The sequence below is a fragment of the Faecalibacterium sp. An58 genome (genome assembly GCF_002161515.1).
In the GTDB taxonomy this organism is placed as follows: domain Bacteria; phylum Bacillota; class Clostridia; order Oscillospirales; family Ruminococcaceae; genus Faecalibacterium; species Faecalibacterium avium.
The window spans coordinates 1-19293 of record NZ_NFHX01000036.1 but is presented as its reverse complement, the minus strand read 5'-3'; the positions used below and the strand labels follow the sequence as shown (position 1 = coordinate 19293).

14 protein-coding genes, 1 tRNA gene and 2 pseudogenes are annotated in these 19293 nt (G+C 53.8%); 9 read left to right on the top strand and 8 right to left on the bottom strand.

All coding sequences use genetic code 11. The features are described from left to right. The 3 genes and pseudogenes from B5G12_RS13110 to B5G12_RS14475 all read right to left on the bottom strand — a co-directional run. Nucleotides 1-299, bottom strand: a 299-nt coding sequence (locus B5G12_RS13110) for a ParB N-terminal domain-containing protein (protein ID WP_144064163.1), incomplete at its 3' end; no start/stop codon positions are given. Nucleotides 300-347: 48 nt separating this feature from the next. Next, the gene (locus B5G12_RS13105; protein WP_087325355.1) at nt 348-1235 is read right to left on the bottom strand and encodes a DUF6017 domain-containing protein; all 888 of its coding nucleotides are present in this window, start codon (nt 1233-1235) and stop codon (nt 348-350) included. A gap of 608 nt (nt 1236-1843) precedes the next feature. Beyond that, nucleotides 1844-1939, bottom strand: a pseudogene (locus B5G12_RS14475) (ParA family protein); the annotation flags it as partial. A gap of 99 nt (nt 1940-2038) precedes the next feature. Here B5G12_RS14475 and B5G12_RS13100 point away from each other — a divergent pair. Continuing rightward, on the top strand, nt 2039-3022 hold the full coding sequence (locus B5G12_RS13100) for a Fic family protein (RefSeq protein ID WP_087325354.1): 984 nt from the start codon (nt 2039-2041) through the stop codon (nt 3020-3022). A gap of 611 nt (nt 3023-3633) precedes the next feature. Here the strand turns inward: B5G12_RS13100 and B5G12_RS13095 are convergent. Both B5G12_RS13095 and B5G12_RS15120 read right to left on the bottom strand, forming a co-directional pair. Further along, nucleotides 3634-3756, bottom strand: coding sequence for a DUF4316 domain-containing protein (locus tag B5G12_RS13095; protein WP_087325353.1), 123 nt, complete (start codon nt 3754-3756; stop codon nt 3634-3636). A 414-nt stretch (nt 3757-4170) separates the two neighbouring features. Next, nucleotides 4171-4371 carry an AAA family ATPase gene (locus B5G12_RS15120; protein ID WP_087325352.1) on the bottom strand — a complete coding sequence of 67 codons (201 nt, stop codon included), beginning with the start codon at nt 4369-4371 and terminating at the stop codon, nt 4171-4173. A gap of 90 nt (nt 4372-4461) precedes the next feature. Between B5G12_RS15120 and B5G12_RS13085 the strand changes: the two genes are divergently transcribed. Together B5G12_RS13085 and B5G12_RS13080 are read left to right on the top strand one after the other, a co-directional pair. Further along, nucleotides 4462-5445 (top strand): Fic family protein, encoded by a 984-nt coding sequence (locus B5G12_RS13085; protein WP_087325350.1) that lies wholly within the window; start codon nt 4462-4464, stop codon nt 5443-5445. A gap of 85 nt (nt 5446-5530) precedes the next feature. Beyond that, nucleotides 5531-10240, top strand: a complete 4710-nt coding sequence (locus B5G12_RS13080; RefSeq protein ID WP_087325348.1) for a hypothetical protein — start codon at nt 5531-5533, stop codon at nt 10238-10240. Between the two features lie 530 nt (nt 10241-10770). Here B5G12_RS13080 and B5G12_RS13075 read toward each other — a convergent pair. Next, nucleotides 10771-11124: pseudogene (locus B5G12_RS13075) on the bottom strand (replication initiator protein A); the annotation flags it as partial. A gap of 186 nt (nt 11125-11310) precedes the next feature. Between B5G12_RS13075 and B5G12_RS14675 the strand changes: the two are divergent. Further along, nucleotides 11311-11392, top strand: a tRNA-OTHER gene (locus B5G12_RS14675). Here B5G12_RS14675 and B5G12_RS15115 read toward each other — a convergent pair. Together B5G12_RS15115 and B5G12_RS13070 are read right to left on the bottom strand one after the other, a co-directional pair. Continuing rightward, complete coding sequence (locus tag B5G12_RS15115; RefSeq protein WP_275532651.1) at nt 11355-11489, bottom strand: hypothetical protein; 135 nt, start codon at nt 11487-11489, stop codon at nt 11355-11357. The genes B5G12_RS14675 and B5G12_RS15115 overlap by 38 nt on opposite strands. A gap of 93 nt (nt 11490-11582) precedes the next feature. Further along, on the bottom strand, nt 11583-12458 hold the full coding sequence (locus tag B5G12_RS13070; RefSeq protein ID WP_087230281.1) for an AraC family transcriptional regulator: 876 nt from the start codon (nt 12456-12458) through the stop codon (nt 11583-11585). A 597-nt stretch (nt 12459-13055) separates the two neighbouring features. On the opposite strand from B5G12_RS13070, the gene B5G12_RS13065 reads away from it, so the two are divergent. From B5G12_RS13065 to B5G12_RS13045, 5 genes are all read left to right on the top strand, one after another. Continuing rightward, the gene (locus B5G12_RS13065) at nt 13056-14330 is read left to right on the top strand and encodes an ABC transporter substrate-binding protein (RefSeq protein WP_087325344.1); all 1275 of its coding nucleotides are present in this window, start codon (nt 13056-13058) and stop codon (nt 14328-14330) included. Between the two features lie 12 nt (nt 14331-14342). Further along, nucleotides 14343-15227 carry a carbohydrate ABC transporter permease gene (locus tag B5G12_RS13060; RefSeq protein ID WP_087230286.1) on the top strand — a complete coding sequence of 295 codons (885 nt, stop codon included), beginning with the start codon at nt 14343-14345 and terminating at the stop codon, nt 15225-15227. 42 nt (nt 15228-15269) lie between these two features. Beyond that, nucleotides 15270-16094: a carbohydrate ABC transporter permease gene (locus tag B5G12_RS13055; RefSeq protein WP_204245690.1), complete on the top strand. Its 825-nt coding sequence runs from the start codon at nt 15270-15272 to the stop codon at nt 16092-16094. Between the two features lie 123 nt (nt 16095-16217). Next, nucleotides 16218-18419 (top strand): alpha-galactosidase, encoded by a 2202-nt coding sequence (locus tag B5G12_RS13050; protein ID WP_087325341.1) that lies wholly within the window; start codon nt 16218-16220, stop codon nt 18417-18419. Beyond that, nucleotides 18416-19293: alpha-amylase family glycosyl hydrolase (locus tag B5G12_RS13045; protein WP_242956046.1), on the top strand; the 878-nt coding region annotated here is incomplete at its 3' end. The genes B5G12_RS13050 and B5G12_RS13045, both read left to right, overlap by 4 nt.

Below are 19293 nucleotides of genomic sequence, written 5' to 3'. Positions count from 1 at the left end.
TCATCGTCGCTCATGTTCCGCACGATCACCGGCAGGGTTTTCAGCCCGGCCAGCTCTGCCGCGTGCTGGCGGCGGTGCCCCGAAATGATCTCGTAACCTCCTTCCGGCCGGGGCCGGGCGATGAGTGGGGCCAACACACCAAACTGGGCCACGCTCTCGACGGTGCGCTGCATGGCTTCATCGTCCAGGACCTTGAAGGGGTGGTTTTTGAAGGGATGCAGGTCCGTAATGGGGATTTGCTGGATCTGCTCGCGGTTGGGTTCCGTTGAGATAACTTCGCTTTTTTGCTCTGAAATGATTCATCACCTCCAACAGAAAAGGCTCAGAGAAACCTCTGGGCCAAAATTTTATCCTGTTTTGAAATCGTGCTGCACCCGGGCAGCATAGGAACTGTGCATGGTCATGGGGGCGTTGTAGAGGGTCGCCAGCAGATACTGCCGCATATTCCGTACCTGAGTGGTGTTCTCTTTCAGGCACATGAGGACAAAGCGCAGATGGTCGCCGTCCAGTTTCAAAAGGCGGGCCTTGACCACTTCGGCGGGCTTATCGTCGCCCGCGATGCGGATGAGCTTTCTCCGGCTGCACACCGTGTCCACCAGCAGCTCCAGCATCTCCCGCAGCATATCTTCGTCGTTGGGGTGGCTTGCAACAAGAGAGTCAAAGTTGAACTGCCGGAGAAAATATTCCTGATACCGGGCGCGGGGGCCGTTCCCTTCGGATTCCGTTCCGGCGGTCACGCCGCCCCCTTCGCCAGAAGGGAAAGGATCAGTCTCACTCTGGTCAGTATGATTCTTATCAGTCTTATTACTTCGTGATTTTGGGGCCTCCAGAGTCGCGGTTTTGGTGGGCACAGAGTCGTGATTATCACGGTTCTTGATTCGCTGTTCGGGAGCCTCGACAAAATTTTTCACATAGATGAGGCTGGGCTTGCCCAGGCCGCGGCGCTTGCGCTCGATCAGGCCGACGCCTTCCAGTTCACGCAGCAGGCGGGTGGCTTTGTTGTCGGCGCAGCAGAGCGCGCCCATGACCTCCTCCACCGTGAACACGATATACACCCGGCCCTGTTCGTCCAGCCAGTCGTTCCGGGCAGACAGGCTCATCCGGTCGAGCAGCAGGCCATACAGGACTTTGGCATCGGTAGAAATGCCGCGGTAGGCAGGGTCGGTGAACAGGGCTTTGGGGATGCGGTAGAAGGCGAACTGCTCCGCCTGGGGGCCGTAGAAGTAGTTGGGCATGGGCGACCTCCTTTTTGCTTCATTTGGGCAAAGAAAAAGAGCGCCCTGGTTCGGTGTGAAACAAGGCGCTCATACAGCATCTAAAAATACAGCGCATTCACGTTTTCTTTTGTGCTTTCTCTGCCCAGTTGGAGGGGTGCGTGACCGCATGGGGCGGGAGAGCGCTTGAATGGCATTCAAGAGGTCAGCGGTTCGATCCCGCTTATCTCCACCAAGCACAAAAGCCTTGAAAACACGATGTTTTCAAGGCTTTTCTTTTTTGCATGCGGCGTAAAAGCAACGGGCATTTCTCGGCTGCTCCTGAATCAGCTATACCCCCTTGCGATATTAATTTTGGCCTAAATGTCTGTGTTTTCGACTTGTTTTTACAAAACGCGACCCCGGTTCGTGTATGCCATTCAATCGCCTACATCTGTACTCAAGTAAGCAGTACCCCCGAAGGTCTATATTGTTTCCCGCATTATCTTACAGGGAAATCCCTTTATATAGGTCAGCAAAGCCCCGTTGCAGTGCCTTGCTCTCGCCGGAGTAATTCCGCTATAGACGTTCACATGAATCGCTACTTGGTTGTTGTTAGTGTAGCGTCGCTGGAGGGACGCCAGCTCTCAGACGCCCAAATCTTCGCTGGTCGTGGTCTTTCCTGCACCTCCCTTCTGGTTGACAATGGCAATTACAGTTGCTTTTGGGGCCACATCGTCCTTCATCTTTTTCATCTCTCATTTATAATCATCATTTTGATTGATGTGATGATGGATGTGTGTTACAATAATGGTGTTCATTTTGCTTCTGTGGAGGTTCCATGTATGAAAAATAAGCAGCCGCCCTTTGAAATCACGCACCAGATCATTGACAACGTGGCGCAGATTGCCGAGCTGGTGGGTCGGCTGACTGCTGTCAGCTCACTGCCTGCAAACCCCACTCTGCGCCGGTCCAATCGGATTCGGACCATTCACGGCTCTCTGGCCATCGAGCAGAACACGCTTTCTCTTGAGCAGGTCACGGCTGTGCTGGGCGGCAAACACGTTCTCGCGCCGCCCGAAGACATTGCCGAGGTCAAAAATGCCTATGAGATTTATGAGCGCCTGGACGAGCTGGACCCGTACTCGGCAGACGACCTTCTGCTGGCCCACGGCATCATGATGCGCGGTTTGATAGAAGAAGCCGGGGTATTCCGTTCCCGGCCAGTGGGCGTGGTAGACAGTCAGGGGCGGGTGGTTCATTTTGGGACGCTGCCTCAGTATGTCCCTGGCCTGATTGCAGACCTGCTGGACTGGACCCGGGATAGTGATCTGCATATGCTGATCCGCAGTTGTGTCTTTCATTACGAGTTTGAGCTGATCCACCCCTTTGCCGATGGCAATGGACGGGTGGGCCGACTGTGGCATACCTTGTTGCTCTCGCGGTGGAATCCTGCCTTTGCCTGGCTTCCGGTGGAATCTGTCATCCATGATCGCCAGCAGGGGTATTATGATGCCATCAACACTTCCAACAACGCAGGGGAATCCACCGTGTTCATTGAGTTCATGCTGTCGGCCATTCAGGCAGCCCTCACCGAGGCCATCAGCGCGGGTGATGGTATGAGCGATGAAGCACCCGACAAGGAGACTGTCCGTTGGCGTCAAATCGAGACGTATCTCAAGAGCCACGACTGCATCCGAAACGCCGATGTGCGGGCGCTGTGCGGCGTGTCGGCTGCGACGGCCAACCGTATCCTTGTCGCTTTGGTTGCCAGTGGACGCCTGGTGAAAGTCCATTCCGGCAAGTATTGGGCCTACCGGCTGCCATGATTGAAGCGGCTACTTCTTTTCTGCCTTGTCCGGACAAAGAAAAAGAGCTCCCTGGTTCAGTGTGAAACAAGGCACTCATGCAGCATCCAAAAATATAGCGTATTCACGTTTTCTTCTGTGCTTTCTCTGCCCGGTTGAAGGGGTGCGTGACCGCATGGGACGGGAGAGCGCTTGAATGGCATTCAAGAGGTCAGCGGTTCGATCCCGCTTATCTCCACCAAGCACAAAAGCCTTGAAAACACGATGTTTTCAAGGCTTTTCTTCTTTCACAAGCGGCACAAAGCAACGGGCTTTTTTCGGCTGCGCCCGAATCAGCTATACCCCCTTGCGATATTGATTTTGGCCTAAATGTCCGTGTTTTCGACTTATTTTTACAAAATGTGCGCCTGGTTTGTGCATGCCATTCAGCCGCCTGCATCTGCACTCAAGCAAGCTGTACCCCCGAAGGTCTATATTGTTTCCCGCATTATCTTACAGGGAAATCCCTTTATATAGGTCAGCAAAGCCCCGTTGCAGTGCCTTGCTCTCGTCAGGATAATTCCACTATAGGTGTTCACATGGATCGCTACTTGGTTGTTGTTAGTGCAGCGTCGCTGGAGGGACGCCAGCTCTCAGGCTTCCAACGCTTTGTCCAGTTCCTTTTTCGGGGGCCGGGTCGACATCGCCGGGGTATTGTTCAGCGGACCATTGATCATGTTGTAGTTCTGTTCGGTAGACAGTGCCACGGTCCTCAGTGGGTCATCCTTGGTATCTCCCCATTGAAGTGCTTACCTGCGTCCTTTGGGGCAATCTGATATGAAGTTTAGATGCCTTGGCAACCGATAGACTTAAGCTAGACTTTTCAGGGCTTTGACTCGCTTATCGGGGGAATTTTCGTCTCGCCGATTTGTGTTGTTCTTTACCATCTGTGTGATATCTGTATTGTTCACCAAATTACAGACATATCCGCATACTTGGCAAGTTCGCTGGCTTTCCGGTGGCTGCGCCCGGACACAATTTCATATTCTCTGGCTTCTTGGGAACGGATAATATTGGGCTAAGTAACACCCTTGCCTTCATTCTTTTTCTGCTGTTCAAAAGTCTTCATTTTACCGTCATACGCCTAAGTGTTATCTCCTTTCTGAAGCTCGTTCAGCTGTTGGCTATGGTCATCCAGATATTCCCGATGCGCAGGCGTGGATATGATCGAAGCACCTGGGAGCTACGTTTACCCACAAAATATTTTTGTCCTCCATGGCAATGCCAACGTCCAAATCTTCGCTGGTCATGGTCTTTCCTGCACCTCCCTTCTGGTTGACAATAGCGATTACAGTTGCTTTTAGAGCTATACCGTCCTCCTTCCTTTTCATCTCTCATTTATAGTCATCATTTTGATTGATGTGATGATGGATGTGTGTTACAATAATGGTGTTCATTTTGCTTCTGTGGAGGTTCCATGTATGAAAAAAAAGCAGCCACCCTTTGAAATCACGCACCAAATCATTGACAGCGTAGCGCAGATTGCCGAGCTGGTGGGCCGGCTGACTGCTGTCAGCTCACTGTCTACAAACCCTACTCTGCGCCGGTCCAATCGGATTCGGACCATTCACGGCTCTCTGGCCATCGAGCAGAACACGCTTTCTCTTGAGCAGGTCACGGCTGTGCTAGGCGGCAAACACGTTCTCGCGCCGCCCAAAGACATTGCCGAGGTCAAAAACGCCTATGAGATTTATGAACGTCTGGACGAGTTGGACCCGTACTCGGTAGACGACCTGCTGCTGGCTCACAGCATCATGATGCGCGATTTGGTAGAAGAAGCCGGGGTATTCCGCTCCCGGCCAGTAGGGGTAGTAGACAGCCAGGGCCGGATAGTTCATTTTGGGACGCTGCCTCAGTATGTCCCTGGCCTGATTGCAGACCTGCTGGACTGGACCCGAAACAGTGATCTGCATATGCTGATCCGCAGTTGTGTATTTCATTACGAGTTTGAACTGATCCACCCCTTTGCCGACGGCAACGGCCGGATCGGCAGGCTGTGGCATACGCTGCTGCTCTCCCAATGGCATCCGGCTTTTGCCTGGCTTCCGATGGAATCCGTCATCCATGACCGCCAACCGGAGTATTATGAAGCGATCAACGCCTCCAACAATGCGGGAGAATCCACTGCGTTCATTGAGTTCATGCTGTCGGCCATTCAGGCAGCCCTCACCGAGGCCATCACCGCGGGTGATGGTATGAGCGATGAAGCACCCGACAAGGAGACTGCCCGTTGGCGTCAAATCGAGACGTATCTCAAGAGCCACGACTGCATCCGAAACGCCGATGTGCGGACGCTGTGCGGTGTGTCGGCTGCGACGGCCAACCGCATCCTTGCCGGTCTGGTTGCCAACGGGCACCTGGTGAAAGTCCATGCTGGCAAGTATTGGGCCTACCGGCTGCCTTGACCAATGGAATAATGCATTGCCAATTGATTACATCTATGGCATAATTCACCACAAATTATATTTGTCATTGTAAGGGGGTCTTTATATGACAAACATTCCAGTTGATTGGGACTGCTTTGCGTTTAAGTTCTCTCAAAATCCCAGAGCCGCCTTTGAAAACCTCGCTACAACGCTGTTCTGTTATGAGATGCATCTGCCGGGAGGCGTTTTTCGATATTTCAACCAGCCATACATCGAAACACAGCCCGTACAAGCTCCCGACGGGCTGCAGACTGGTTTTCAGGCCAAATATTACGATGCGGCCACCCCTCTTTCATCCAAGGAAAACGACCTAAAAAAGGTCATCACAGACGCAAAGAAGAAATATCCCGATCTCCAGCGAATTCTTTTCTATCTCAACAAGGAGATGTCGGCCAGCACCCTTGATGGAACCCAAAAGCCTGCCTATCAGCAGGCCATTGAACAGTGCGGAGAAGCGGAAGGCGTCCTCGTTGAATGGCGGGTTCCCAGCCATATGGAGCAAATCCTTTTGCATCTGCCTCTTGTGCGCGATCTGTATTTCAATCCCAATCCCGGGATGGCCCAGTGGATGGATTGGATCCAAAGCAGAAGCCAATCCATTTTCCATAACATCCAGTCTTCCATTCCGTATCAGGGCAGCCAGATCAAGGTCCAGCATGATATACAGGCGCTCAGCACACTTTGGCAGTCAGAGCACGCAGCCTGTGTTGTTTATGGCGATGCTGGTACCGGCAAATCCGGAATCGTGAAAGATCTCGTCCAGCATCAGGAAGCGCAAGGAGATCAAAGCGTTTGCCTTTTCTTTTCCTCTACTGATCTCGATGTTGAAGAAGAAAATCTATTTCTGAATAAATATGGGCCTTACCAGCTGGAAGATCTTTTTTCTGCCTATTGCCAGGAAAACCGGAAAGTTTGCATCATCGAATCCGCAGAGAAATTTTCTGCATTATCCTACCCGAAAGTCTTTGATTCCATTATTCAGCAGTTTATCAACCATGGATGGAAAATGATTTTCACCATTCGTACAATCTATAAAGACAGTTTTTGTAGGAATGTTCTCAAAGACGTCACCTATGATTTATTTCAAGTAAAACCTATCACCCACACCGAATTGCAAAATCTCTCGGCCCAATACCAGTTTCCACTGCCTCAGAACCAGAAACTTTGCAGCCTTTTGCAGGATCTCTTTTATTTGCAGTTGTACTTAAAGCTGGATCTCTTCAGTCTGGATCAGATCTCTTCCGAAGAAATGTTTCTGCGGCAGGTCTGGGACGGCGTCATCTGCAACATCCGGCACCGCGCCGGCGGTCTTCCCGTCCGGCGGGAAGAAATGGCTGAGCACATTGTCCTCTCTATGCTCCAGCGGGAGGCCAGCATTTACAGGAGCAGCGCAAAAGACGACCAGGACGCCCTGGCAGCCCTGGAGGAAAGCGGGATTATTGCCGTTTATGACAACTCCCCGAACCTCTGGATGATGGGCCATGATGTCTATGAAGAACTGATCGTAAAACACATCCTAGATCAGCGATATCAGGAAGAGACAGATGTCAAGCAGGTTTTGAATGGATTCGGTCTATCCCTCCGGGCCAGGAAACTATATCGTATTTGGTTGGAATCCATAATTGCCAACGGCGCGGACCACTGTCCCAGTTTTTTAATCTCTGTATTTCAAAGCGATCTGGATCAGACATGGAAGGATGAAACCATGATCGCTCTGATGCAGACCGAAGAAAACCATTGCTTCCAGGCAATTGACCCCGTACTCAGTCAAAATAAATACCAGTTATTTACCCGAATGGTTTTTCTGCTGAACACCGCCTGCCGGGATAGTGATCAGGAACTATTCAAAGTTTTTCCTGAACTTGCAAATCAAAAATATCGTTATACCTGTCCTGCTGGACAAGCTTGGCATACCGTTTTTCAGTATATTTACAACAATCGCTCTTTGATCCCATGGACCAATCAAAATCTGGGCATTGTTTCCGACGCCTTAAAAACATGGACTACCAAATATAAAACAGGAGAGACCACACGTCTCGCCGGACAGATTGCAATGTACCTGCGGCATGCCATGTGGGGCACCGAGTCCCGGTATTCTTTGGAGCAGAATGCTTCTTTTATTGCTTTTACGGATGTCATGCTGGCTGCCGCGATGGAACTCAAACAGGAATTGGGCAGCATTTTTGATTCCGCGAAAGAGCCGCCGCTGGAGCGCGGCAGCGAATACTATCTCCTGATCCAGAAAAGTCTCTCCAATGCGTTCAGCTGTGGCAACATTGCCCTGGCAATCCCGGAAAAGCTGCTTTCCCTGGCCGAGAGCCATTGGTGCTACCTGTCCCGGCAGGAACACGATTCCGGTTTTGCTTTCCGCATAGAGCATACTTTCGGCTTGTCTCTTGACACCCACACCGCCTATAGTCCGGAAAGCGCTCTGCAGACCCCCCTGTACTTGCTGCTGAACGCCACGCCCATGCCGACGGTGAATATGATCCTTCGGGTTATGAGCTACACTTCTAGGTGCTACAAAGATTCACACCTGACTGAAAAGTATTCTGAATGCTATCTGATCCAGCTTCATTTCCCTGATGGAACCATTCAAAGCCAGGTATGCAGCAATCGGTTGTGGAATATGTACCGGGGCACTTCCGTCACCCCGGACCTGCTGAAAAGCATTTTGATGGCTCTGGAAAAATGGCTGCTACGGTTTGTTGAAAGCTCCGATGAGGAAACCAGCTGTCAGATTTGTGAATATCTGCTTCGGCATTCCTGGACAGCAGCCATCACTGCCGTCGTACTCAGCGCAGTCATTGCATATCCGGAAAAACTTTTTCCTATTAGCTGTATTTTATTGAAGACAAAAGAGATTTTTCTTCTTGATATTTCTCGTTGGACAGAAGAGCATAGCGCTAACTTTTTCAAAGGAATATCCCCCTTTGGCCGACAGTTTGACGAAGAAAGAATTGAGTCCAATAACCTTCCTTTCCGCAAAAAACGATTTGAGGAAATTCTATTGGGCTACCAGCTTGAGAAGGGTGCCCTTTCTGAAGAACAGTGGGAACAGCAACAATCACAGTTATATGCTGCGTTTGACGAGGCCACAAAAGACATCGCCTCCTGGGAGGAATCTTATCAATTTGCATACTATCGAAGTGATCTCAGAAAATGTCAGGTTCAGTGCCAGTCCATCGCACAGGATCGCGTGACCCTCTCCATCGCACCGGTTATGCCGGATCATCTCAAAAAACGCAGCGCCCAAACGCAACAGAACCAGAAAGAATTTATGCGGCACATGCCGCTAATGCTTTGGTCTGATGCAAAACTCCAGCATGACCCCAGTGCCAATGAAAAATATCCTCAATTTGATGACATCCAGTTGGTGATGAATGAAGTCCATCAAACTCTGGAAGAGGAAAAGAAAGATTTCTTTTTCAATATTTCTGCAGCCATAAACGCTTGTGCTGTTCTTGTACAAAACAACAAGGCCGCCTTGGGCCAAGAGGATTTTATCTTTTGCAAGGTTGTGCTTTTGACGGCCTGTTTCGAATCCGTGGTGGAGGACACCGATGCAGCAGCCTATAACCTGGACAAAGTTTTCCCTGCCCTGGCCTGTTTGGTGCCCGGCAGCACCTTCACTGCAGACTGGTCTTCTCCCTTTTTCATGCTACTTGTGCTCACCATCGTCAACAGCAGCCAGCGCGGATTGCTGCACAGCATTGCTTCCACCCTCTGGCAGACCTCCCCTGACGCAGTCTTGAAATTGATGTATGCATACGCAGTGTGGAGGCCGCAGTATGCTTCCTCCATTCCGCTTCGCCGCCGCGACATCACCACCCAAGCGTTCTTTGAATCACACAGCCAGGAACTCCAAAGCCTGTTTCAAAAGGATGGTTTCCGCTTGGAAGACATTCCTTTGGAGGGTCTGGGGATGGATCAGCTCATTGCTTTGCAGCAGATGATGCCCCCTGAACCTGTGGAAGGATCTTTGGATTTTGTTTTGAAGATTGGCCGGCAGGTCTGGAGCACATTGTTTGGATCCCAGCCTGCAAGCGAAAAAATCCATCGGGATTTTGAAGGTGAGCAAGGCTATATCCAATGGCTTAGCGATTACCTTTTGAATCTTTCTGAAGAACAACAGAGTCTCTTTTTGGAACATTTGATGCGTCATGTTCGATACGACAGAGAGTTTGCTCATCTTTTACAGAACATCATTGTATTAGAAGACACCTCTCCCCGTTATAACGCTTTCTGGAAACTATGGAATCTTTTAAAAAGTTATATCTTCTCAGCTTTTGAACTCCTATACCCCACTAACCAAGTAATAGGTCGAGAGCCCTCAATTGACTACGGCATGGGCAACGTCCTGACAGAATTCCTTTTAGCTGGACCTTTTTGGAAGGAAAAAATCACCTCCTGGCACTCTCTCAGAGAAGATTGTATACTTTTCTATAAAGCATCCGTAATCAGAATGGGTGCACATCCTGCAGTTTTGTATTCCATTGGCCGCATATTGAATGGCATTGGAGCTAAAGTATTCTTTGAAAGCGGCGTCGAGTGGCTGAGTGATATAATTTCCAACAACCCTCAACTGCGACAAGCTTCTCTCCCAATAAACACCGTCTATTATATCGAAGAGTATATGTATCGCTATGTTTATCAGCATCTGTACTCTTTCAAATCAAATCCTTTGCGCAAACGCGAAGTTCTGAACGTCCTGAATTTCCTTGTAGATGTCGGATCTTCCTTTGGCTTTTTGTTGCGAGAAGATATCATTTAATTTATAAAGAAGTATCCTCATCTGTTGAATCTAAAAACAAAAACATCTACTCTTATGCAAATTCCAAAACAAAAAGAAGCGTTAACATTCATCTCTCTAGCATTCATGCTGTAAAAGAGCGAAACCATTTATTTATACTGGTTCTTGATATGTTAATAAGCAGAATATGGAAGCTATTTTGCCCTAGATACATTGTCGGCCTAATAAAAATATAATCCTAAACGGGTAAAATGTGCTTACGTAAATCTAACCTGTGTAAAAGCATTCATATGCGTAGCTATTCCAAAAAGTTCTGTTCTGAGACGCAACGACGCAACACGAGTTTTTGATTGAAATAGGCTGACGCATTCAGGAAATCTAATAGAGTTTACACTATTTTGGATTTTCTGTACTTTCTTTTTAGCTGGTTATATCTATCATGGCTGTTTTTCAGGGGCAAATCATCACCCTCTTTTTGACCGGTAGACATCAATTATTTTGCATTCAGATTGTGCTGTACCCGGGCAGTGTAGGAATTGTGCATGATTGCGTTTTGACGATTCAAAGATAAAATTTTTCACACAAATCAGGCTGGGTCTTCCGAGTCCCCGGCGTTTCCGTTCGATCAGACCGCAGCCTTCCAATTCCTTCATGAGCTTGGTGGCCTTGTTGTCCGCACAGTAGAAGGCCTTCATAATTTCATCCGTTGTGAAGATGATGTACACTCGCCCCTGCTTATCCAGCCAACCGCTCTTAATGGACAGACTCATTCGATCCAGCAGGAGGCCATACAGAATCTTGGACTCTGCCGAAATTCCACGGAATCTGGTGTCCGCAAAGAGTGCTTTGGGTAATCTGTAGAAGGAAAAAAGATCGGCTTGTCCGCCGTAAAAGTAATCCAGCATACAGTCTCCTTTCTCCGATTGGGCACAAAAAAAGAACACTTTGGTTCCGGCATGAATCAAGATGCTCTTTTCGTAGAAAAATCTTCTTTTTACTTTTTCTTACAGCCTATCAGGTTAAAAATGATTTTAAAAGAAATAATATTATTCGTATTATCGTATTTATTGCATCTTCCAAGCATCAATCACGGGGGTGTGTACACATACCACTTGGGAGAGCGCTTGAATGGCATTCAAGAGGTCAGCGGTTCGATCCCGCTTATCTCCACCAAACACAAAAGCCTTGAAAACACGATGTTTTCAAGGCTTTTCTTTTTTGCATGCGGCGCAAAAGCAACGGGCACTTCCAGCTTGCGCCCGGCTTCCATGCCCCGCCTCCCATGCCGTACCGTGGCGGCACGGAGGGCGGGGCTTTCCCGTTTCCTTTTGATCGCATTTGCCCTCTTATCACGGGCCCTGCATTATTTTTTGTCCGGTTTTTCCGGATCGATCAGGTGCGTGGAGCGGTATTCCCGGGGGGAGACGCCGTGGACATTCTTGAAGGCGCGTGAAAAGTGCAGCTGGTTGTCGTAGCTGACCTGAGCGGCGATCTCACCGATGGACAGACGGGTCTCCTTCAGCAGCTGGGCGGCCCGGGCCATCCGATAGTGCAGCAGATAGGCCTGGGGGCTTTCACCCACAGCGTCCCGAAACACCTTGCCGAAATAGCTGCGGTTCAGCCCGCTGACCGCTGCGATCTCCTCAATGGAGATATCGCGCTGGTAGTTCTGTTCGATGAAGGTAAGGGCCTCCTTGATGTAAAAATCCCGCACCCGCCGCTCACCGCCGCTGCGCCGTCCCGCCGAACACTGGACCAGCTTGTCCAGAAACAGAAACCCATGGGCGATCAGGTGGATGGGGCTGGCGCCGGCATGGTTGACGATGTACAGCATTTCTTCCTCGATCACCCTGCCGGCTTCGGGATTGCGGGCAGTGTAGATGGGTTTGGCCCCGCTGATGCCGGCCAGATGCAGGCTTTCATGGGCCCGCAGACCGTCAAACTCGATCCATGTGTACACCCAGGGGTCGGCGGAGTCGGAGCGGTAGGTCGTCACCTGGCCCGGCACCACCAGGAATCCATGCCCCGGGGTCACGGTATACACCTGCTCGTTGGCCATCAGCTGGCCCCGCCCTTCAATGATATAATGGAACAGGTAGTGATTGCGGGCATAGGGCCCATAGGAGTGAGTGGGGGACGTGCGCTCCCATCCAAACTGGTAAAGGTTCAGGTCGATGAAGCGCTCGTCTCGGAACACATGGAATTTTAACTTCTCGGGGCCTTTTTCTTCCCAGGCCATGCGCAATCCTCCTCGCCAGCGGAACGTCCCATACCCTCCGGTATGTCATACTGTCAAAAAAGTCCCGTCCAGCTGACATGTGCGGATGGACGGGACACATACAGGGAAATTTGGCGCTGAGAGTGTGCGAGCCGTATTGCGGCGAGTGCATGATTCAGCGCTAAATTTTGTCCCCAGGGGGATACCAGGGGGAAGGAATTTCTGACGCGCGGCTGCGCGCAGAAATGGGTTCCCCCTGGAGCGTGTCGCTTTTGCGACACGCTGCCATACCCTCCGGTATGTATCTGAACCGTTTTTTGCTTTGTTAATTCTATTATATCAAGCCGTCAAGGGAATATATACCGTTTTGCGTTCATACTTTCACAAAATGGCCTAGTATCCTAGAAATTGGTATATAAAAGGTTGCATTATGGTATTCAACATTTTGTCTCTATCCTATATAATTATACTGCAATACGGGAGAACAAATTGTGCAATGTGCACAACGCACAACTTTTCGTTCACAATTTCGTCATCATGACGAGACCGAACTCTCCCCATGGCGCCTCCCGGGCAGGTCCTCACTCATCCATTGGCAACACTCAAAGGAGATGGCTTATGAAGAAGATTTCACGCCGTTCGTTCCTTGCGGCCACAGCCGCGCTGGCGGCGGCCAGCCTGACCGCCGGCTGCAGCGGCCCGGGCGATGGCAAGACGCATCTGACGTTCCAGATCTGGGACGTCGCCCAGCGGGACGGGATGCAGGCCATGTGCGACGCCTATACCGTCCAGCACCCCGAGGTGGTCATCGAAGTCCAGGTCACCAGCTGGAACGAATACTGGACCAAGCTGGAAGCCGCCACTATGGCCCGCCAGGCCCCCGATATTTTCTGGATGCACACCAACGAGATCCTGAAGTATGCCGACAACGGCAAGCTGCCCGACTGCTCGTCCATTGTCGAGACCGAGCACTTCTCTGACATTTCGCTGGCCAACGCCAGCGGATCCGACGGCAAGCTGTACGCCGTACCCAAGGACAAGGATACCGTTGGCCTTGTTTACAACAAGGAAATGTTCGACGCCGCCGGTGTCAGCTATCCCGATGACACCTGGACCTGGGACACGCTGTGCGAAGCGTCCCAGAAGATCTACGATGCCACCGGCTATTATGGCTACATGGCCTATGGCGATGACCAGCTGGGCTACTGGAATTTCGTTTACCAGGCGGGCGGCAGCATCCTGACCGAGGACAAGACCCGCGCCAATTTTGATGACCCCGCCACCCGGATGGGGATGGAGTTTTACATCAATCTGCAAAAGAACGACTGGTGCCCCACCCAGACCTACTTTGCCGAGACCAGCCCCGGCACCGCCTTCTTTTCCGGCTACGGCTCCATGTTTCTGGAAGGCAACTGGAACATCCTGTCCGAGCTGCAGAACTACCCGGAGATGGTGGGCAAATGGGATGTGGCTGTCCTGCCCAAGTGCCCCAACCCCCTGAGCGGTGACGGCCGGGCCACCATTTCCAACGGCCTGTCCTACGCCACTACCACCACCAACAAGCATCTGGATGTGGTCATGGATGTGCTGAAGTTCTTCGGCAGTGAAGAAGGCCAGCGCATCCAGGGCGAGAGCGGCGCGGCCATCCCGGCCTACATCGGCCTGGAGGATACCTGGGTGGGCGTCTTTGACGAATACCCCATCGACGTGACCTGCTTTGTCGATATGCTGGAGTACGGCATCCAGAGCGTCAACAACGCAGCCCGCCCCGAGTGGAAGACTCCGGTCAGCGACACTCTGCTGAAGATCTACACCGGCGAGCTGACCATCGACCAGGGCCTGGACGAGATGCAGCAGATCATCGATGAGGCCAGCGCCGAATACTACGCATAAGGAGGCAACACCATGGAAAAAACGTCTAAGCTGGGCCGCGACGGAGCTTTTTGGGGCCTTGTCATGGTGGCCCCCACGGTCATCGGCCTGATCGTGCTGAACATCTACCCCTTCATTGACACCATTTACATGAGCTTCTCCAAATCGCTGCCCTTCGGCGAATTCGAGTTTGAGGGCATCGAGAACTATGTGGAGATGTTCCAGAGCCCCGAGTTCTGGCAGGCCACCTGGAATACCATCCTTTTCTGCATCCTGACGGTTCCGGTGGGCATCTTTCTGGCCCTGCTGGTGGCTGTCCTGCTGAACAGCAAGATCAAAGGGCGCACCACCTTCCGCGCCATCTTCTTCCTGCCCATGGTGGTGGCCCCCGCCGCTGTGGCTATGGTCTGGAAGTGGATCTTCAATTCCCAGTACGGCATCATCAACCAGCTGCTGGACGCCAACATCGGCTGGCTGACCGACAGCCAGATCGTCCTGATCACCTGCTCGGTGGTCCAGATCTGGAGCAACATCGGTTACGACGCCGTTTTGCTGCTGGCCGGATTGCAGAACATTTCGGTCAGCCTGTACGAAGCCGCCGACCTGGACGGCGCATCCAAGGTCCGCCAGTTCTTCAGCATCACACTGCCGATGGTCTCTCCCACCCTCTTTGTGGTCCTCATCATGCGTCTGATGAGCTCGCTGAAAGTCTTTGATCTGATCTACATGATGGTGGACAGCTCCAACCCCGTGCTGAACGACGCCCAGACTTTGATGAGCCTGTTCTACCGGGAGAGCTTTATCGCCGGCGACAAGGGTTATGCTGCCGCCATCGTGGTCTGGACCGTCCTGCTGATCGGCCTGGTCACCCTGGTCCAGTTCATCGGCCAGAAGAAGTGGGTCAATTACGAGGTGTAAAACATGAGTACTGCAACTGCTACCGCCGCTCCCGCCCGGAGCATGAAAAACACCAAGCGGGTGACCAAAGCTCTTACCTATGCGGCCCTGATCCTCGGCAGCATCATCATGATCTTCCCCTTTGTGTGGATGGTGCTGACCTGCTTCAAGACCCAGGCCGAGTCGATGGCCATTCCGCCCCAGATCCTGCCCAGCCAGTGGAATTTCGACAACTTTGTCACCGCGCTGGAAAGTCTGCCCTTTGTCAACCTGTACATCAACACCGCCCTGCTGATCCTGCTGCGGGTGCTGTGCGCCGTGGTGTTCAGCTCGATGGCGGGCTACGCCTTCGCCAAACTGCACTTTCCCTGCAAAAAGCTGCTGTTCTCCATCATCCTGATCCAGATGATGCTGCCCAGCCAGATCTTCATCACGCCCCAGTACCTGATGCTGGCCAAGGTGGGCATGACCAACTCCATCTTTGCGCTGGTGTTCCCCGGCCTGGTCTCTGCCTTCGGCACCTTCTTTTTGCGGCAGGCATACCTGGCCATCCCCAATGAGATCGCCGAGGCCGCCTATCTGGACGGCTGCAACAAATGGCAGGCTTTTTACAAAGTCATGCTGCCCCTGACCGGCTCCAGCATGGCCGCTCTGGCCATCTTCACCGCGGTGTTTGCCTACTCGGACCTGATGTGGCCCCTGATCTGCAACACCGATCTGAACATGATGACCCTTTCCGCCGGCCTGTCCACCCTGAACGGCCAGTTCACCACCAACTTCCCCGTCCTGATGGCGGGCAGCCTGCTGGCCATGATCCCCATGGTGATCCTGTATCTGATCTTCCAGAAGCAGTTCATCCAGGGCATCGCCATGACCGGCGGCAAATGATCCCAGGCTTTTGCATTCCCCTTTGCTATCATCCGCGCCACACACGCCGAAAAAGGCGCCCGGTCCACCCTATGGCTAGGCGCCCTTTTCTGGCTTATCTTGTAAAGTAAGGAGGATACCGTTATGAGTATCCGCATCGACCATGAAACCGGACTGATCACCCTCCACACCCTCCACACCAGCTATCAGATGTGGGCCGACGGCCAGGGTGTGGTCCATCACTTGTATTATGGCCCCGCCATCGGCGGCAGCGACCTGCGCGGCCTGGAGTTTTATTCCGACTGCGGCTTCTCTCCCCAGCCCGCCGGGATGGACCGGCAGCGGGATTATTCCCTGGACACCCTCTGTCAGGAATACACCGGCAGCGGCGTAGGGGATTACCGGATCGGCTGTCTGCGCCTGGCCGGCCCCGACGGCAGCCGGGCCGCAGACCTCCGTTTTGTTTCGGCCGAGGCCGTTCCCGGTAAATACACCCTGCCCGGCCTGCCCGCCGCCTGTGCGGAGGATGACACCTGCGAGACCCTCCGCCTCAAACTGCGGGACGCCGTCCACGGCCTGACCGTCACCCTGCTGTACGGCGTCTTTGCCCGGGCCGACGTCATCACCCGGGCCGCCCTGCTGGAAAACGAGGGCAATGGTCCCATCCGGCTGGACAAGGCCGCCTCGGCCTGCCTGGACCTGCCCTTCGGTCCGTGGGAGCTGATCCACTTCCACGGCCGCCACTGCATGGAGCGCCAGCCCGAGCGGGTCCCCCTGAGCCACAACATCCAGACCCTGCGCTCGGCCCGGGGAGCCTCCAGCCACCAGCACAACCCCTTTGCCATCCTGGCCGCCCCCCACACCACCGAGGAAGCGGGCGAATGCCTGGGAGCCATGCTGGTGTGGTCGGGCAATTTCAAGATCGAATGCGAAGTCAGTCAGATGCAGTCCACCCGCCTGGTAGCGGGGGTCAGCGACGACGACTTCAGCTGGACCCTGGAGCCGGGCGGCCAGTTTGCCGCACCGGAGGTGCTGTTCTGTTACAGCGATCAGGGCCTGAGCGAGCTGTCGGCCCGGTACCACCGCTTTTTGCAGCGCCACATCATCCGCAGCCCCTGGCGGGACAAGCCCCGGCCCGTCCTCATCAACAACTGGGAGGCCACCTACATGGACTTCGATGCCCAGCGCATCTGGGATATCGCCCGCCAGGCCCGGGACCTGGGGGTGGAGATGCTGGTGCTGGACGACGGCTGGTTCGGGGAGCGCAGCGACGATTCCAGCGGCCTGGGAGACTGGCAGTTTAACGAGAAAAAGCTGGGCTGTACCTTCGACCAGCTGATCGGCCGGGTGCGGGAGATGGGGCTGCTGTTCGGCCTGTGGATTGAGCCTGAGATGGTCTGCACCAACACCGCTCTCTACGCCGCCCATCCCGACTGGGCCCTGACCATCCCGGGCCGGGCGCCGGCCACCGGCCGCAGTCAACTGGTCCTTGACTTGGGCCGGCCTGAAGTGGTAGACTATCTTTACAGTCTGTTTCACCGTCTGCTGGCCGAGCATGACATCGCCTACATCAAATGGGACATGAACCGCAATCTGACTGACGTTTACAGCCGGGTTCTGCCCCCTGAGCGGCAGGGCGAAGCAGCCTACCGCTATATGCTGGGGCTGTACAGCCTGCTGGACCGACTGACCCGGGATTTCCCCCAGGTTCTGTTTGAGGGCTGCGCCGGGGGCGGCGGCCGGTTCGATGCCGGGATGCTCTGCTACTGTCCCCAGATCTGGTGCAGCGATGACACCGACGCCATCCACCGAATTAAGATCCAGTACGGGACCTCCTTCGGGTATCCGCCCTGCACGATGGGCAGCCATGTCTCGGCTTCGCCCAACCACCAGACCGGACGCAGCACTCCGCTTTCCACCCGGGCGGTGGTGGCCATGGCCGGGACCTTTGGCTACGAGCTGGATCTGCAGAAGCTGACCGACGCTGAAAAAGAGATGGTCAAAGTCCAGATCGCCCAATACAAGCAGCTGCAGCCCCTGCTGCTGGAGGGCCGGTGCGAGCGCCTGACCGACGCCGTCACCGACACCTGTTTCACGGCATGGCAGTTTACAGCCCCCGACCGGAGCCGGGCGGCGGTGAGCGTGGTGGTCATCGACCCCCAGGCCAACCCCTGGCCCATCCATGTCCGGCTGCGCGGGCTGGACCCCCAGGCCCTTTATCACGAATCCCTCACCGAGCGTGTCTACACCGGCGCGGCCCTCTGCCATGCCGGGTTGACTCTGCCCATCCTGCAGGGCGATTTCCCCGCCGTGCAGATCATGATCGAAAGGACGGAATCCCTATGACCCAGCAGGAAGAAACCCTGTTCCAGCAGCGCCTGGCCCGCCATCGTGACGAGCTGCGCTGGCTGTACATGGAACTGTACGACAACGGCCCGATGTTCGATGCGCTGTGCAGCCAGATGCACAGCTATGCCGAAACCCGCGCCGCCGCCCTGAAAGCCCGGGACGCCGCCCGGGAGGCCGATCCGGACTGGTACAAGCGGAACGACCTGCTGGGGATGATGCTGTATGTGCACAACTTCGGCGGCACCCTGCGGGGGGTGGGAAGCCATCTCGATTACATCCAGGAGTGCGGGGTCAATTACCTGCACCTGATGCCTCTGCTGGCCAGCCCCCGGGGCAAAAGCGACGGCGGCTATGCCGTGGCGGATTTCCGCACCATCCAGCCCGAACTGGGCACCATGGAGGACTTCAACGCCCTGACCAGCGCCTGCCACCAAAAGGGGATCAGCGTCTGCCTCGACTTTGTGATGAACCACACCTCGGAGGAGCACGCGTGGGCCCGCCGCGCCCGCGCCGGAGAGAAAGAATACCAGGACCGGTACTTCTTCTTTGACGACGACACCATCCCCAACCAGTACGAGCAGACCTGCCCGCAGGTGTTCCCCACCACCGCACCGGGCAACTTCACCTGGCTGCCCGACTGCCGGAAGATGGTGATGACCACCTTTTACCCCTACCAGTGGGACCTGAATTACGCAAACCCGGTGGTCTTCAACGAGATGGCGGGCAACCTGCTCTACCTTGTCAACCAGGGAGTGGACGTGGTGCGGCTGGACGCGGTGCCCTACATCTGGAAGCAGCTGGGCACCAGCTGCCGCAACCTGCCCCAGGTCCACACCATCGTGCGGATGATCCGGATGATCTGCGAGATCGT